The sequence below is a fragment of the Rhizobiaceae bacterium genome, from assembly GCA_023953845.1.
In the GTDB taxonomy this organism is placed as follows: domain Bacteria; phylum Pseudomonadota; class Alphaproteobacteria; order Rhizobiales; family Rhizobiaceae; genus Arvimicrobium.
Map to the genome: position 1 here is coordinate 2599043 of JAMLJC010000001.1, position 15750 is coordinate 2614792.

Annotated in this window: 13 protein-coding genes; 10 read left to right on the forward strand and 3 right to left on the reverse strand. The window is 64.8% G+C overall.

The features are described from left to right. Both xdhB and xdhC read left to right on the forward strand, forming a co-directional pair. Complete coding sequence (gene xdhB, locus M9955_12605) at nucleotides 1-2364, forward strand: xanthine dehydrogenase molybdopterin binding subunit (protein ID MCO5082481.1); 2364 nt, start codon at nucleotides 1-3, stop codon at nucleotides 2362-2364. Beyond that, nucleotides 2361-3209, forward strand: coding sequence for a xanthine dehydrogenase accessory protein XdhC (xdhC, locus tag M9955_12610; GenBank protein MCO5082482.1), 849 nt, complete (start codon nucleotides 2361-2363; stop codon nucleotides 3207-3209). Before xdhB ends, xdhC begins: the two co-directional genes overlap by 4 nt. Nucleotides 3210-3212: 3 nt before the next feature. Here the strand turns inward: xdhC and dps are convergent, their stop codons facing one another. Beyond that, entirely contained in the window at nucleotides 3213-3701 is a 489-nt protein-coding gene (gene dps, locus M9955_12615) for a DNA starvation/stationary phase protection protein Dps (GenBank protein ID MCO5082483.1), read from the reverse strand. A gap of 88 nt (nucleotides 3702-3789) precedes the next feature. Then, nucleotides 3790-4710: a LysR family transcriptional regulator gene (locus tag M9955_12620; GenBank protein ID MCO5082484.1), complete on the reverse strand. Its 921-nt coding sequence runs from the start codon at nucleotides 4708-4710 to the stop codon at nucleotides 3790-3792. Between the two features lie 286 nt (nucleotides 4711-4996). Between M9955_12620 and M9955_12625 the strand changes: the two genes are divergently transcribed. The 4 genes from M9955_12625 (at nucleotide 4997) to M9955_12640 (ending at nucleotide 9562) form a co-directional block, all read left to right on the forward strand. Next, nucleotides 4997-6214 (forward strand): urate hydroxylase PuuD, encoded by a 1218-nt coding sequence (locus M9955_12625; GenBank protein MCO5082485.1) that lies wholly within the window; start codon nucleotides 4997-4999, stop codon nucleotides 6212-6214. A 171-nt stretch (nucleotides 6215-6385) separates the two neighbouring features. Next, complete coding sequence (gene guaD, locus M9955_12630; GenBank protein ID MCO5082486.1) at nucleotides 6386-7699, forward strand: guanine deaminase; 1314 nt, start codon at nucleotides 6386-6388, stop codon at nucleotides 7697-7699. 71 nt (nucleotides 7700-7770) lie between these two features. Then, entirely contained in the window at nucleotides 7771-8271 is a 501-nt protein-coding gene (locus M9955_12635) for a heme-degrading domain-containing protein (protein MCO5082487.1), read from the forward strand. A gap of 13 nt (nucleotides 8272-8284) precedes the next feature. After that, on the forward strand, nucleotides 8285-9562 hold the full coding sequence (locus M9955_12640; GenBank protein ID MCO5082488.1) for a glycerate kinase: 1278 nt from the start codon (nucleotides 8285-8287) through the stop codon (nucleotides 9560-9562). A gap of 13 nt (nucleotides 9563-9575) precedes the next feature. Here the strand turns inward: M9955_12640 and M9955_12645 are convergent, their stop codons facing one another. After that, nucleotides 9576-11288, reverse strand: coding sequence for a long-chain fatty acid--CoA ligase (locus M9955_12645; GenBank protein MCO5082489.1), 1713 nt, complete (start codon nucleotides 11286-11288; stop codon nucleotides 9576-9578). Nucleotides 11289-11442: 154 nt separating this feature from the next. On the opposite strand from M9955_12645, the gene M9955_12650 reads away from it, so the two are divergent. The 4 genes from M9955_12650 (at nucleotide 11443) to M9955_12665 (ending at nucleotide 15748) form a co-directional block, all read left to right on the forward strand. Beyond that, a complete protein-coding gene (locus tag M9955_12650; GenBank protein ID MCO5082490.1) occupies nucleotides 11443-11856 on the forward strand; it encodes a hypothetical protein in 414 nt (137 codons plus the stop codon). 245 nt (nucleotides 11857-12101) lie between these two features. Continuing rightward, nucleotides 12102-13694: an ABC transporter substrate-binding protein gene (locus M9955_12655; GenBank protein MCO5082491.1), complete on the forward strand. Its 1593-nt coding sequence runs from the start codon at nucleotides 12102-12104 to the stop codon at nucleotides 13692-13694. A 134-nt stretch (nucleotides 13695-13828) separates the two neighbouring features. Beyond that, complete coding sequence (locus tag M9955_12660; GenBank protein MCO5082492.1) at nucleotides 13829-14833, forward strand: ABC transporter permease subunit; 1005 nt, start codon at nucleotides 13829-13831, stop codon at nucleotides 14831-14833. A gap of 9 nt (nucleotides 14834-14842) precedes the next feature. Further along, nucleotides 14843-15748, forward strand: coding sequence for an ABC transporter permease subunit (locus M9955_12665; protein ID MCO5082493.1), 906 nt, complete (start codon nucleotides 14843-14845; stop codon nucleotides 15746-15748). Nucleotides 15749-15750: the final 2 nt, after the last annotated feature.

A 15750-nucleotide genomic window follows, 5' to 3' on the forward strand; every position in this document is an offset into this window, starting at 1 on the left:
ATGAACAAGCACGCGCCCTCCCTGAAGGCGGCAAAGATCGCCGGCGGCGTCGCCACCAGCCAGCGGCACGATTCCGCGCACAAGCATGTCGCCGGAACGGCGATCTATATCGACGACATGCCGGAGCCGGCCGGCACGCTGCATGGCTGCCTCGGCCTCTCCACCGTCACGCATGGCACGATCAAGAATATGGATCTGTCGGCGGTGCGCGCCGCGCCGGGCGTGGTCGACGTGCTCACGGCGGCCGACGTGCCGGGCGAGAACGACATCTCGCCGACGGGCCGCCACGACGAGCCGATCCTCGCGGAAGGCAAGGTGCAGTTCTTCGGCCAGCCTGTCTTCTGCGTTATCGCCGAAACGCGCGAACAGGCGCGCCGCGCGACAAGGCTGGCGAAGATCGACTATGAGGAACTGCCCTTCGTCATCGACGTCGCCGGTCTCGATCCGAAGAAGGACAAGCTCGTCACGCCGCCGCTGACGCTGAAGCGCGGCGATGCCGCCAAGGCCATCGCGGACGCGCCCCGAAAACTGAAGGGCAGGATGCGCGTCGGCGGGCAGGAGCATTTTTACCTCGAAGGCCATATCGCCTTTGCCGTGCCGGGCGAGGACCACGACGTCACGATATACTGCTCGACGCAGCATCCGAGCGAGGTGCAGCATATGGTCGGCCACGCGCTCGGCGTGCCGAGCCATGCGGTCACGGTCGAAATCCGCCGCATGGGCGGCGGCTTCGGCGGCAAGGAGACGCAGGGCAACCAGTTTGCCGCGCTCGCCGCCATTGCCGCGAAGAAGCTGAAGCGCGCGGTGAAGATCAGGCCCGACCGGGACGACGACATGACCGCCACCGGCAAGCGGCACGATTTCGTCATCGACTACGAAGTCGGGTTCGACGGCGACGGCAACATTCTGGGCGTCGACTTCATCTATGCCGCGCGCTGCGGCTTCTCCTCGGACCTTTCGGGGCCGGTGACCGACCGCGCGCTTTTCCACTGCGACAACGCCTATTTCTATCCCGCCGTGCATGCGCAGTCGGCGCCGCTCTACACCAACACCGTCTCGAACACCGCCTTCCGCGGCTTCGGCGGGCCGCAGGGCATGATCGGCGCGGAGCGCGTCATCGAGGAAGTGGCGTTCGCGGTCGGAAAAGACCCGCTCGACATCCGCAAGCTCAACTTTTACGCGCCGGAGGACGACGCTTCGGGCGGGCGCAACGTCACGCCCTACCACCAGAGGGTCGAGGACAACATCGTCCAGAAAATCGTCGCGGAGCTGGAGGAGAGTGCCAGCTACGCACGCCGCCGCCGCGAGATCGCCGCGTTCAACGCCAACAGCCGCATTGTGAAGCGAGGCATCGCGCTGACGCCGGTAAAATTCGGCATCTCCTTCACCGCCACCCATTTCAACCAGGCCGGTGCGCTGGTGCATGTCTACACGGACGGCTCGGTGCATCTGAACCATGGCGGCACGGAGATGGGGCAGGGCCTCAACACCAAGGTCGCGCAGATCGTCGCGGAAGAATTCCAGATCGACCTCGACTGCGTGAAGATCACTGCCACGACCACCGGCAAGGTGCCGAACACGTCGGCGACCGCCGCCTCGTCCGGCTCGGACCTGAACGGCATGGCGGCGCAGAACGGCGCGCGCCAGATCAAGGACCGCCTGATCGACTTCGCGGCGGACAAATACTCCGTGCCGGCGGACCAGATCGTTTTCCTGCCCAACCGCGTGCGCATCGGCAATCAGGAGATAGCCTTCGCCGAACTGGTCAGGCAGGCCTATATGGCGCGCGTCCAGCTCTCCGCCGCCGGTTTCTACAAGACGCCGAAAATCCACTGGAACCGCGACAAGGGCGAGGGGCATCCCTTCTACTACTTCGCCTATGGCGCGGCCTGCTCGGAAGTCTCGATCGACACGCTGACCGGCGAATATGCGGTCGAGCGCACCGACATCCTGCACGAGACGGGCCGCTCGCTGAACCCGGCCATCGATCTCGGGCAGGTGGAAGGCGCCTTCGTGCAGGGCATGGGCTGGCTCACGACGGAGGAACTGTGGTGGGACGAGAAGGGCCGGCTGCGCACGCATGCGCCCTCGACCTACAAGATCCCGCTGGCTTCCGACCGGCCAAAAATCTTCAACGTGAAGCTCGCCGACTGGGCGGTGAACCGCGAGGCGACGGTGCACCGCTCCAAGGCGGTGGGTGAGCCGCCCTTCATGCTCGGCATGTCCGTGCTGCACGCCCTGTCGGACGCGGTCGCGAGCGTCGCGGACCACCGCATCTGCCCGCGCCTCGATGCGCCGGCCACCCCGGAGCGCGTGCTGATGGCGGTGGAGCGGCTGAAGCAGGAGGCGAAAGACCTTCCGTGACCCGCCTCGCGCCCAGCCTTCGCGCTTTTCTCCATGCCTGGCCGGACGTGGCCATGGTGGAGGTGGCCGGAGCGAAGGGGTCGACGCCTCGCGAGCAGGGCGCATGGATGCTCGCCTCGCCCGGCGCGATCTTCGGCACGATCGGCGGCGGCCAGCTCGAATATATGGCGATAGACGAGGCGCGGCAGACGCTGCGTGAGGGAAAGCGCCCCCCGCTCACCCTATCCATTCCGCTCGGCCCCGAGATCGGCCAGTGCTGCGGCGGACGTGTGGAGGTCGCGATCCGCCCGCTTGATGCGGCTTCACGCAGGCGCCTGCTGCAAGCGGCCGAGGCGGCGGATAACGCGCTGCCCCGGATCTTCATCTTCGGCGGCGGTCATGTCGGTCACGCGCTTGCCAGTGCTTTCGTGCTACTGCCAGTCAAGACGATCATTGTCGAGACCCGGCCAGACGCGGTCCAAGACATGCCGGTCGGCGTCGAGACCCATGTGGTTCCGATGCCGGAGGAACTGGTGCGGGACGCGCCTGCCGGCTCGGCTTTCCTCATCCTCACCCATGACCACGCTCTGGATTTCCTGATCGTGGCGGAAGCCCTGAAACGCGTGGACGCGGCCTATGTCGGCATGATCGGATCGGAGACGAAGAAGGCGACGTTCCGAAGCTGGTATCTCAAGACCGCCGGAGGCGACGAGAAATCGTTCCGGCGGCTCGTTTCGCCCATCGGCGGCAGCGCCGTGAAGGACAAGCGCCCCGCCGTCATCGCGGCACTCGCGGCGGCCGAAGTGATGACGGCGCTGGCGAATGTGCCCGCCGGCGCCGCCGCGAAATCCGACAAGGTAGGCTGACGCCTATTCCTTTTCCTGCGTGTGCGCTTCCAGGAACCACAGCGACTTGTCGAGCGTGCGCGAATAGGCGGTGAAGATGTCGGCCGTGTCGGCGTCGCCGGCTTCATCCGCCTCGTCGATCGCCGTGCGCGCCGCCTTGGCCGTGTCGGCGAAGCGGTCGATCAGGGCGGCGAGATGGTCCTTGGTCGTATAGATATCCGTGGGATAGGCTGCGAGCCTGCTGTCCGCCGCCACCACCTGCGAGGTGCCGAGCGCGGTGCCGCCGAGTTGCACGGCGCGTTCCGCAATGGTGTCGACATGCCCGTCAAGATCCTTGCGGAAGCCGTCCAGCATCTCGTGCACGGCGATGAAATGCGGCCCCTTGATGTTCCAGTGCGCCTGCTTGGTGATGAGCGAAAGGTCGATCGCCTCGGCGAGACGCGCGTTGAGAAGCTCGATCGAAGCCTTCCGCGTGTTGGACTTCAGATCGTTGCGGGTCTTGTGGTCTTTCATAATGCGACTCCGAAAAGCGCGGCGGCCGCACCCCGCAGCCGCACCGGCTCTCAGCAATGTAGCTCCCGCGTCGATGAATCCAAGGTCGTCAGCGCCCGGCCAGAATGTCGCGGATCATTTTCTGGCAGCGCTCGGCCATGAAATCGAGCAGGAGGCGCACCTTGGGGTCCTGAAGCTTCTTGTGCGGATAGACGGCCGCGAGTTGCACCGGCACCGGTGGCGTCTCCGTCATGATGATTTTCAGCCGGCGGTCGCGGATGAAGGGCTCGATCTCGAAGCGCGGCTTGTTGACGATGCCGCGTCCCGCCAGCGCCCAGCCGGTCAGCACGTCGCCATCGTCGGAATCGTAGGGTCCGTGCACGTCGATCTTCTGCGGGCCGTCCGGCGTCTGCAGCAGCCAGTAATGTTCGCGAAGGCCCGGATAGCGCAGCATCAGGCAATCGTGCCGGCTGTCGACGAGGTCGCGCGGACCTGACGGCTCGCCGCGCTTTTCGAGATAGGCTGGCGAGGCGACCAGCACGCGCTCGCATTCCATGATGCCGCGCATCCTGAGGCTCGAATCCTCGATGATGCCGAGCTTGAAGGCAAGGTCGATGCCCTCCTTGAGGATATCGACATTGTGGTCGGAAAGGCGCAGCCGCACCTCGATGTCGGGATATCTGTCGTGGAAATCCGGAATGCCGGACGCGATGAAACGCCGTCCGAGCCCGAGCGGCGCGGTGACGCGGATCGAGCCGCGCGGCTTGCCGGAAAGCGCCGCCACCGCCGCTTCCGCCTCGACCACCGCCTCCAGCACCCGCTTGGCGCCCTCATAGAAGGCGCTGCCATGCTCGGTCGGCATCAGCTGGCGCGTGGTGCGGTTGAACAGCCGCACGTTGAGGTGCTTCTCCAGTTCCTTGATGCGGTTCGACGCGACGGCCGGCGAGATGCGCATGTCGCGACCGGCGGCGGACAGATTGCCGAGCTCCACCACCCGCACGAAAACCGCGATATTGTCGAGATAGGCCATCGCTTTTTTTCAAGCTCCGAATTATCGCGCCAGCACGCAACGCCGTCATCCTCGGGCTTGTCCCGAGGATCTGCCAACGATCGATCGTGTCGTAGCTCCCGTTTGCCTACCCGGGCAGCAGATCCTCGGGACAAGCCCGAGGATGACGACAATCGCGCCCTGACGGCGTCCGCGTTCAGTAGCGTTCCAGCCTAGTATTCTTCCGAAATTTTTGAAAGTGATCGAGAACTACGTCCCTTTCGGTTTGCAGTCATTGCCGTAAGATCGCACCCGCAAGGGGAACTCCATGAACGAATTCGCGATCTTCTGGGATTGGCTGAGCTTTGCCGCGCGCTGGCTGCATGTCATCACCGGCATAGCGTGGATCGGCTCGTCCTTCTATTTCGTGGCGCTCGACCTCGGCCTGCGCCAGCGGCCCGGCCTGCCTGCCGGCGCGCATGGCGAGGAGTGGCAGGTGCATGGCGGCGGCTTCTACCACATCCAGAAATATCTGGTGGCGCCGGCGGAACTGCCGGAGCACCTGACCTGGTTCAAATGGGAAAGCTACGCCACCTGGATGTCGGGCTTCGTCCTGCTCGCCATCGTCTACTATGCCGGGGCCGACCTTTTCCTGATCGACCGCAACGTGCTGGACATCCCGGTCTGGGCCGGCATCGCCCTGTCGGCCGGCTCGCTGGCGCTGGGCTGGATCGTCTACGACCAGCTCTGCAAGTCGCCGCTCGGGAACCACGATACGCTCCTGATGATCGTTCTCTACGCCATCGTCGTGTTCATGGCGTGGGGCTACACGCAGCTTTTCACCGGCCGCGCCGCCTTCCTGCATCTCGGCGCCTTCACCGCCACCATCATGTCTGCAAACGTCTTCATGATCATCATCCCCAACCAGAAGATCGTGGTGACGGACCTGATTGCCGGCCGTAAGCCCGATCCGAAATACGGCAAGATCGCCAAGACGCGTTCGACGCACAACAACTACCTGACCCTGCCGGTCCTGTTCCTGATGCTGTCGAACCACTATCCGCTGGCTTTCGGCACCCAGTTCAACTGGGTCATCGCCGCGCTGGTGTTCCTGATCGGCGTGCTGATCCGCCACTACTTCAACAGCAACCATGCGCGAAAAGGGAACCCGACCTGGACATGGCTGGTGGCGGCGATCCTGTTCGTCGTCATCATGTGGCTCTCGACCGTGCCGAAGGTGCTGACCGGCGAGCCGGCGGCCGCCTCCGCGCAGGCGCAAAAATTCGTCGCCTCGGCGCATTTCCCGGCGGTGCGTGACACCGTGCTCGGCCGCTGCGCCATGTGCCACGCGGCCGAGCCCTCCTATGAAGGCGTCTACCATGCGCCGAAGGGCGTGATGCTGGAGACGGACGCCGAGATCGGCGCGCATGCCCGCGAGATTTATCTGCAGGCCGGCCGCAGCCACGCCATGCCTCCCGCCAACGTCACGGCGATCTCGCCGGAGGAGCGCCGGCTGCTGGTGGCATGGTTCGAGGAGGCGCGGTGAATTGGATATGACAGCTTGGCTTACCCCCACCCCTAACCCCTCCCCACAAGGGGGAGGGGGACTTTGCCGCGTATGCGCTGCGTCTCAGTTGCCGCCAGAAGCGGTGCGGTTCGCTGCAGGCGCGTTCCCCTCCCCCTTGTGGGGAGGGGTTAGGGGTGGGGGTATCGACGCATGACCTCCCTCCTCTTGCGCGGGCGCACGCTCTCCTTCCACCGCTGGCCCGAGATGCTCGATGACACCGCCGCCTATGCCTACGAGGAAGACGGCGGCGCCCTGATCCGCGACGGGAAGATCGCGGCCGCCGGCGGCTTCGCTCATGTCCGCGCCGAAGCGGGCGAGGACGTGAAAATCATCGACCATCGCCCGAATCTCATCCTGCCCGGCTTCATCGACTGCCATGCACACTATCCGCAGATGCAGGTCATCGCGTCCTACGGCGCGGAACTGCTCGACTGGCTGAACAAATACACTTTTCCTGCGGAATCGAAATTCGTCGACGCCCAGCATGCACGGCGCATCGCACGGCTCTTCCTCGACGAACTGATCCGCCACGGCACGACGTCCGTCGCCGCCTACTGTTCGGTGCACCGGCAATCGGCCGAAGCCTTCTTCGCCGAGGCCCACGACCGCAACATGCTGACCGTCGCCGGCAAGGTGATGATGGACCGCAACGCCCCGCCTTCCGTCTGCGACACGCCGCAATCGAGCTATGACGACACCAGGGCGCTGATCGCGGAATGGCACGGCAAGGGCCGGCAGCACTACGCCATCACGCCGCGCTTCGCCATCACGTCCTCGCCGGAGCAGATGGAGATGGCGGGCGCGCTCTGCCGCGAGCATCCCGATCTCCACATGCAGACGCATCTTTCGGAAAACCACGCCGAGATCGCCTTCACGCAGGAGCTTTATCCGTGGTCGAGGGACTATACGGATGTCTACGAACGCTACGGCCTTCTGGGGCGGAAGGCGCTGTTCGGCCACTGCATCCACCTGTCCGAACGCGAGGCCGACGCCCTGTCGGCGTCGGGCTCCGTCGCGGTGTTCTGCCCGACCTCCAACCTTTTCCTCGGCTCCGGCCTGTTCGACTACCAGCGCTATCGCCGCCGCGAAAAACCGCTGCGCATCGCTGCCGCCACCGATGTCGGCGGCGGCACCAACTATTCCATGCTGCGCACTATGGACGAGGGCTACAAGGTGATCGCGCTGAACGGCGAGAAGCTGAATCCTCTCCAGTCCTTCTGGCAGATCACGCGCGGCAACGCGGAGGCCCTGTCGCTGGCCGACCGCATCGGCACGCTGGAGCCCGGCACAGACGCCGACATCACGGTGCTCGACACGCGCGCGACGCCGGTCATGCGGCTCAGGATGGAGGTGGTCGAGACGTTGGCCGAGGAGCTTTTCCTGCTCCAGACCCTTGGCGATGATCGCGCGGTTGCCGAGGTCTACGTCGCCGGCCGTCCCGCCAGGAGCGATCTTTCCCTGTGATTTTTCTCCCGCCCGCTCGCCTTCGTGCTCAAATCCGGTAGTGTGCGGCCGATTTCAGCAGGTGGGACAAAATGAGCGCCGACGAGGATATCGCCAGACTGGCCGAGCAGGAAAACGCGCTCGTCTTTCCGGCCTTCGACGAGGCGGCAGCCTTCGCCATCGGCGCGGCGATTCGCGAGGACGCGCTGGCGCGGGACCTGCCGGTCATCATCGACATCCAGCTTTGGGACCGGCCGCTGTTCTATGCCGCGCTTCCCGGTTCGACGGCCACCAACGCGAACTGGGCCCGGCGCAAGCGCAACGTCGTGAAACTGCTGCACAAGAGCACCTATCGGCTCGTGCTGGAAAAGAACCGTCCCGACCGCACCTTTCCGCCGGGCGAGGGGCTTGACCCCGCCGACTACGTGCTGGCGGGCGGCGGCTTTCCGATCCGCGTGACGGGCATCGGCGTCATCGGGGTGATTGCCGTATCCGGCCTGCCGGAGCGGCAGGATCACGAGGTGATCGTCGCAGCCCTCTGCCGTCATCTCGGGCTCGACCCCGCGCGGTATGCGCTCCCCGCTATAGCGTAGTCGCGAGTCGTCCATGATTTCCGACCCCAAGACCTTCCTGACAGCCATCTTCGACGCGGCCGTGGCGGCTGCCGATCCGGAAAAGGTGATCCGCAACTTTTTGCCGGCAAGGCCCCAAGGCCGCACGGTCGTCGTGGGCGCCGGCAAGGGCGCGGCGCAGCTTGCCTGTGCCTTCGAGCGTGCCTGGGACGTCCCAGTCGAAGGCGTCGTCGTCACCCGTTACGGCTATGCCATGCCATGCGAGCGCATACGCGTGCTGGAGGCGGCGCATCCAGTGCCGGACGAGGCCGGACTTGCGGCCTCGCGCGCGCTGCTCGATCAGGTGAAGGGACTGACCACCGACGATCTCGTCGTGGCGCTGGTCTGCGGCGGCGGCTCGGCGCTGCTGCCTTCGCCGCCGGACGGCTTGACGCTGGCCGACGAGATCGCGGTGAACGAGGCGCTGCTGGCGTCCGGCGCACCGATTTCCGCCATGAATGCCGTGCGCAAGCATGTCTCGACCATCAAGGGTGGCCGGCTGGCGGCTGCCGCCGCGCCGGCGCGGGTGGTGTCGCTCATCGTCTCCGACATTCCCGGCGACAATCCGGCGCTTGTCGCATCCGGCCCGACCGTGCCGGACGGTTCGACGCGGCAGGACGCGCTGAAGATCGTCGAGGCCTACGGCATGAAATTGCCGGCCTCGGTCATGGCGCATCTCGGCTCGGCGAATGCCGACGCCCCGTTGCCGGGCGCCACCGTTTTCAAGGCCAACGAGATGCATATCATCGCCTCCGCCGCCGTCTCGCTGGAAGCAGCGGCGCAGGAAGCAAAACGGCACGGCATCGAGGCTGTCATCCTGTCGGACGCGATGGAAGGAGAGGCGAGGGAGGTCGGCTCGGTCCATGCCGCAATCGCCCGCGAGGTCGCCACGCGCAACCGCCCGTTCGGGAAGCCGGTGCTCATCCTCTCCGGCGGCGAAACGACCGTGACGCTGCGTTCGCGCGCCGATGGCCGAAAAGGCAAGGGCGGCCGCAACAGCGAGTTCCTGCTGTCCTTCGCCATCGGCATCGACGGCGTCGGCGGCATTCATGCGCTGGCCGCCGATACGGACGGCATAGACGGCTCCGAGTACAATGCCGGCGCGTTCGCCGATGGCGGTTCGGTCGCGCGCATGCGTGCTGCCGGCGTCGATGCGAAGGCGATGCTCGCCGGCAACGACGCCTGGACCGCCTTCAACGCTGTCGGCGACCTGTTCGTGCCCGGCCCGACCGGCACGAATGTCAACGATCTCCGGGCGATACTGGTGCGGTAAGACGAGCCTTCGCCTATCCCCTCAGTTCACGCCTCAATATCTTGCCGACCGGAGTCTTCGGCAGGTCCTTGCGGAACTCGATATGCCGTGGGCGCTTGTAGCCGGTCAGATTGTTGCGGCAGTAGGCGAGCACCTGATCCTCGGTGAGGGCCTGGTCCTTCTTGACGATGAAGAGTTTCGGGATTTCGCCGGAATGCTCGTCCGGCACGCCGATCGCCGCCACCTCCAGCACGCCGGGCATCTGCGCCACCACCTCTTCCAGCTCGTTCGGATAGACGTTGAAGCCGGAGACGAGGATCATGTCCTTCTTGCGGTCCACGATCTTGGTGAAGCCGCGCTCGTCCATGAAGCCCATGTCGCCGGACTTGAAGAACCCGTCCTTGGTCATCACTTTCGCCGTCTCGTCGGCTCGGTTCCAGTAGCCCGTCATCACCTGCGGTCCCTTGATGCAGATCTCGCCGACCTCGCCGAGCGGCAGGTCGTTGCCGTCGTCGTCGCGGATGGCGATCTCCGTGGAAGGCAGCGGCAGGCCGATCGTGCCGGTGAATTCTGCGCCGTTGACCCGGTTGGCGGTCGCCACCGGAGACGTCTCGGAAAGACCGTAGCCCTCGGTGATCGAGCAGCCGGTCAGCTCCTTCCAGCGTTCGGCGACGCCGCGCTGCACCGCCATGCCGCCGCCCAGCGTCAGCACCAGCGGCTTGAAGTCGATCTTGCGGAAATCCTCGTTGTTGAGCAGCGCGTTGAACAGCGTGTTGAGACCGGGGAATATGTGGAACGGTTGCTTGGCGAGTTCCTTCACGAAGCCCGGAATGTCGCGCGGATTGGGGATGAGCAGGTTCTGCGCGCCCTGCTGCATGCCCATCATCGCGTTCACCGTCAGCGCGAAGATGTGATAGAGCGGCAGCGCGCAGACATAGACGAGGTTTTCGGGCTTCGGCTTCACCGTGTAAGCGTCTTCCACCCAGATCGCGAGTTGCTCGACATTCGCCAGCACGTTGCGATGGATCAGCGTCGCGCCCTTGGAGATGCCGGTCGTGCCGCCCGTATATTGCAGGAAGGCCACGTCGTCGGGCGAGACATCCGCCGGCTTGAAGACGCGCGCCGCGCCGTCCTTCAGCGCCGCCGGGAAACTCGTATGGCCGGGCAGGGACCACGCGGGCACCAGCTTCTTCACGCGGCGCACCACGAAGTTGACGATCGTCCCCTTCACGAAGCCGAGCAGGTCGCCCATCGTGGCCACGACGACATGCTTGACCGATGTCTTGCCGATGACGGCCTGCAGCGTCGTCGCGAAATTCTCCAGGATGACGATCGCCTCCGCGCCGGAATCCTTCAACTGGTGCTCGAGCTCGCGCGGCGTGTAGAGCGGATTGACGTTCACCACCGTATAGCCGGCCCGCAGCACGCCCATGATCGCGACGGGATATTGCAGCACGTTCGGCATCATGATGGCGACACGCGCGCCCTTTTTGAGACCCTTGGACTGGAGGTAGGCGCCGAAGGCGGCGGACATCTTCTCCAGCTCGGCGTAACTGAGCGACTTGTCCATGCAGGTGAAGGCCGGACGCGTCGCGAACTTGCGGCAGGCCTTCACGAGCAGATCGCCGATAGAGCGGTCTTCGAGCGGGCCGATCTCGGCGGCGAGCCCTTTCGGATAGTTCTTCAGCCACGGCTTGTCGGCGCTGCGCAGCGGCGCGAGCCCTTCCGGCGCGGTCGCCTTCGGCATGGCGACCGCCGCAGCCTTCGCCTTCGACGCATCGGATGACGGAGCGGTTACGGCGGCAACTTCCTTCGCGGGCGTTTCCTGCCGCGGAGCCGGTTTCGGTTTTGGCGCTGCCTTGGGTCTCGTAGCCACCTTCGCCTTTGCTGGCGCCTTCGATGTGGCTGTGGTCTTCGGCTGGGCTGTAGGCTTCGACTTGGTCGGCGCCTTTGAGGCGGCTGTCGTTGGCTTGGTGGTCGTCGTCAGCTTGGGGGAGGCTTGCGGTTTCGCGGGCCTGGCGGCCGCGGGTTTTGACGTCGGCGCTTTTGGCGGCTTGGCCGCCGCCGGGGCCGACACTGCTGCCTTCGCCGCCGGCTTCCTTTTCGGCGCTTCCGCCTTTCCTGTGGCGCCGGCCTTGGGCGCGGCAGCGTTCGCCTTCGCGGCGGCTGTCTTCGCGCCCGCTGACGCTTTCTTCGCCTTCTCCGGGCTGGATTTGGCCATTTTCGCCTCCCTGTCAGCGGTGCGTTCCACCTCTCGCGCCGGCTATGCCGGCTGCCCGCACCTGAATGTATATGTATGGTGTGAAGCTGCGTGAGGCGCAAGTCGCGGCGGAATCGCTCCGCCATCGAGCCCTTTTGCCGGAGATCCGGGAAGTTTGAAGATTTCCGAAATGCACCCGCCGGCCGCAACAAACGACCTGTCGGCAGTGCACTGTTGGAATAAAGTTGCGGTTCGCTAACGTAAACTATGCGGGGAGTTCCAAAGCGCTTGGAACTTTGCTTATATGCGCCCTTCTCGAGCCTAAGAGGGGCTTCGAAAACGCATAGGGAGTGCTCAAGAATGAAAAAATTCACTTTCGCCGCCGCGTTGCTGGCAGCGACGATGCTGAGCGGCGTGGCGAGCGCGAAGACGTTCGTCTATTGCTCGGAGGCTTCGCCGGAAGGCTTCGACCCCGCCCTGTACACCGCCGGCACCACTTTCGACGCGTCGGCGCATCCGGTCTACAGCCGTCTGCTCGAATTCAAGAAAGGCACCACCGAGACCGAGCCGGGCCTCGCCGAAAGCTACGAGGTGTCGGATGACGGCCTCCAGTACACCTTCAAGCTGCGCAAGGGCGTCAAGTTCCAGACCACCGATTTCTTCACGCCGACGCGGGAATTCAACGCCGACGACGTCGTCTTCTCGTTCGAGCGCCAGTGGAAGGAGGACAATGCCTGGAACAAGTATGTCGAAGGCGCGTCTTGGGAATACTTCGCCGGCATGGGCATGCCCGAACTGCTCGACAAGATCGAGAAGGTCGACGACTACACGGTGAAGTTCACGCTGAAGCGCAAGGAAGCGCCGTTCCTCGCCAACATCGCCATGTCGTTCGCCTCGATCGTGTCGAAGGAATATGCCGACAAGCTGCAGGCCGACGGCAAGATGAACGAGCTGAACCAGAAGCCGGTCGGCACGGGTCCGTTCACCTTCGTCGGCTACCAGCAGGACGCCGTCATCCGCTACAAGAAGAACGCGGACTTCTGGGGCGAGGCGCCGAAGATCGATGACCTCGTCTTCGCCATCACGACTGACGCCTCGGTGCGTTTTCAGAAGCTGAAGGCTGGCGAGTGCCACCTGATGCCGTATCCGAACGCGGCCGACGTCGAGGCCATGAAGGCCGATCCGGCGCTCAAGGTCTCCGAGCAGGAAGGCCTGAACGTCGCCTATCTCGCCTACAACACGACCCAGGCGCCTTTCGACAAGGTCGAGGTGCGCAAGGCTCTGAACATGGCGATCAACAAGCAGGCGATCGTCGACGCCGTGTTCCAGGGCGCGGCTTCCGTCGCCAAGAACCCGATCCCGCCGACCATGTGGTCCTACAACGACGCCATCGAGGACGACAAGTACGACCCCGAAGCGTCCAAGAAGATGCTGGAAGAGGCCGGCGTCAAGGATCTGGCGATGAAGGTCTGGGCGATGCCGGTGGCGCGTCCATACATGCTGAACGCCCGCCGCGCGGCCGAACTCATCCAGTCGGACTTCGAGAAGGTCGGCGTCAAGGTCGAGATCGTGTCCTATGAATGGGCCGAGTATCTCGACAAGTCCAAGGCCAAGGACCGCGACGGCGCGGTGATGCTTGGCTGGACCGGCGACAACGGCGATCCGGACAACTTCCTCGACACCCTGCTCGGTTGCGACGCCGTCGGCGGCAACAACCGCGCCCAGTGGTGCAACCAGGAGTTCGACGATCTGGTGACCAAGGCCAAGGAAGCGACCGACCAGGCCGAGCGCACCAAGCTCTACGAAGAGGCGCAGGTGGTGTTCAAGCGCGAGGCGCCGTGGGCCACCATCGACCATTCGCTGGCTATCGTTCCGATGCGCAAGGAAGTCGAGGGCTTCGTCCAGAGCCCGCTCGGCGACTTCACCTTCGGCACCGTCGACATCAAGGAATGATGTCGAGGCCATAGACGGGAAGGGGCGTTCGCGGCGCGGACGCCCCTTTTTGCTACTTCTTGTTTGCCGGCCGGGGAGGCCGGCCGCGGCGTGGCCTCGTTATCGTCGAGGTTCTGACCCCAGGGGCTCAAAACATGTTTCGCTTCCTGCTTGGAAGGCTGGCGGTCCTCATTCCGACCTTCATCGGCGTGTCGATCATCGCGTTCTCCTTCATCCGCCTTTTGCCGGGCGATCCGGTCGCGCTGCTCTCCGGCGAACGGGTCATGTCGCCGGAGCGGCATGCGGAGATCAGCCACGCGCTCGGCTTCGACCGGCCGATCATCATCCAGTACCTCGACTATCTCTGGGGCGTGCTTCACGGTGATTTCGGCACGTCGATCTCGACCAAGGATTCGGTGCTGAGGCAGTTCATGGAACTGTTTCCGGCGACGCTGGAACTGTCGCTCTGCGCCATCATCTTCGCCGTCGTTCTCGGCATTCCGGCCGGCGTGCTCGCCGCCGTCAAGCGCGGCTCCCTCATCGACCAGATCGTCATGGGCACGGCGCTGATCGGCTTCTCCATGCCGATCTTCTGGTGGGGCCTGCTTCTCATCATTTTGTTCTCGGGCATCCTGCAGTGGACGCCTGTCTCGGGCCGCATCTCGCTGATGTACTTCTTCCCGTCGGTCACCGGCTTCATGCTGGTCGACTCGCTCCTGTCGGGGCAGGCGGGTGCGTTCAAATCGGCCTTCAGCCATCTGATCCTGCCGACGATCGTGCTCGGCACCATTCCGCTTGCGGTGATTGCGCGCCAGACCCGCTCGGCAATGCTGGAGGTGCTGTCGGAGGACTACGTCCGCACGGCGCGCGCCAAGGGGCTTTCGACATTTCGCGTCGTCGGCGTCCATGCGCTGCGCAACGCCATGATCCCCGTCGTCACCACCATCGGCCTTCAGGTCGGCGTGATGCTTGCCGGGGCGATCCTGACGGAATCGATCTTTTCTTGGCCGGGCATCGGCAAGTGGATGGTGGATTCGGTCTTCCGGCGAGACTATCCCGTGATCCAGGGCGGCCTGCTCATCATCGCCGGCCTTATCATGCTGGTGAACCTGATCGTGGACCTGCTCTACGGTCTCATCAATCCGCGCATCAGGCACTAGGAGGCGAGTGTGGCACAGGTTGCGAACGCGCCCGTTTCCGTCGATCCGTCGCGTCGCGCGCGGTTTGCGGAGTTCTGGTACTATTTCTCGGAAAACCGGGGAGCCGTCATGGGCTTCTGGTTCTTCGTCTTCCTCGTCGTTGTGGCGATTTTCGCGCCGCTCATCGCGCCGCATGCGCCGAACGCGCAATACCGCGATGCCGTGCTGGTGCCGCCCTTCTGGCAGGAGGGCGGGCGGGCGGCTTATCTTCTGGGCACCGACGCCGTCGGCCGCGACATCCTCTCGCGGCTGATTTACGGCACCCGCTTCTCGCTCTTCATCGGCGTCATCGTCACCACCATCTCGCTGGTCGGCGGCATCGTGATCGGCGTCATCGCCGGCTATTTCCGCGGCTGGGTCGACACGGTGATCATGCGCCTGATGGACATCATCCTGGCGTTCCCGTCTCTGCTTCTGGCGCTGGTGCTGGTCGCCGTGCTCGGCCCCGGTCTCACCAATGCGATGATCGCCATCGCGCTCGTCTTCCAGCCGCATTTCGTGCGCCTGACCCGCGCCGCCGTCATGGCCGAGAAGACGCGCGATTACGTCGTGGCGGCGAAGGTCGCGGGCGCCGGCAATCTCAGGCTGATGTTCAGGACCATCCTGCCGAACTGCATGGCGCCGCTGATCGTGCAGGCGACGCTGTCCTTCTCCAACGCCATCCTCGATGCCGCGGCGCTCGGCTTCCTCGGCATGGGCGCGCAGCCGCCGACGCCGGAGTGGGGCACCATGCTCGCCGAGGCGCGGGAATTCATCCTGCGCGCATGGTGGGTGGTGACGCTGCCCGGCCTCGCCATCCTGATCACCGTCCTGGCGATCAACCTGATGGGTGACGGCCTGCGCGACGCCCTCGATCCGAAGCTGAAGAGGTCGTGACC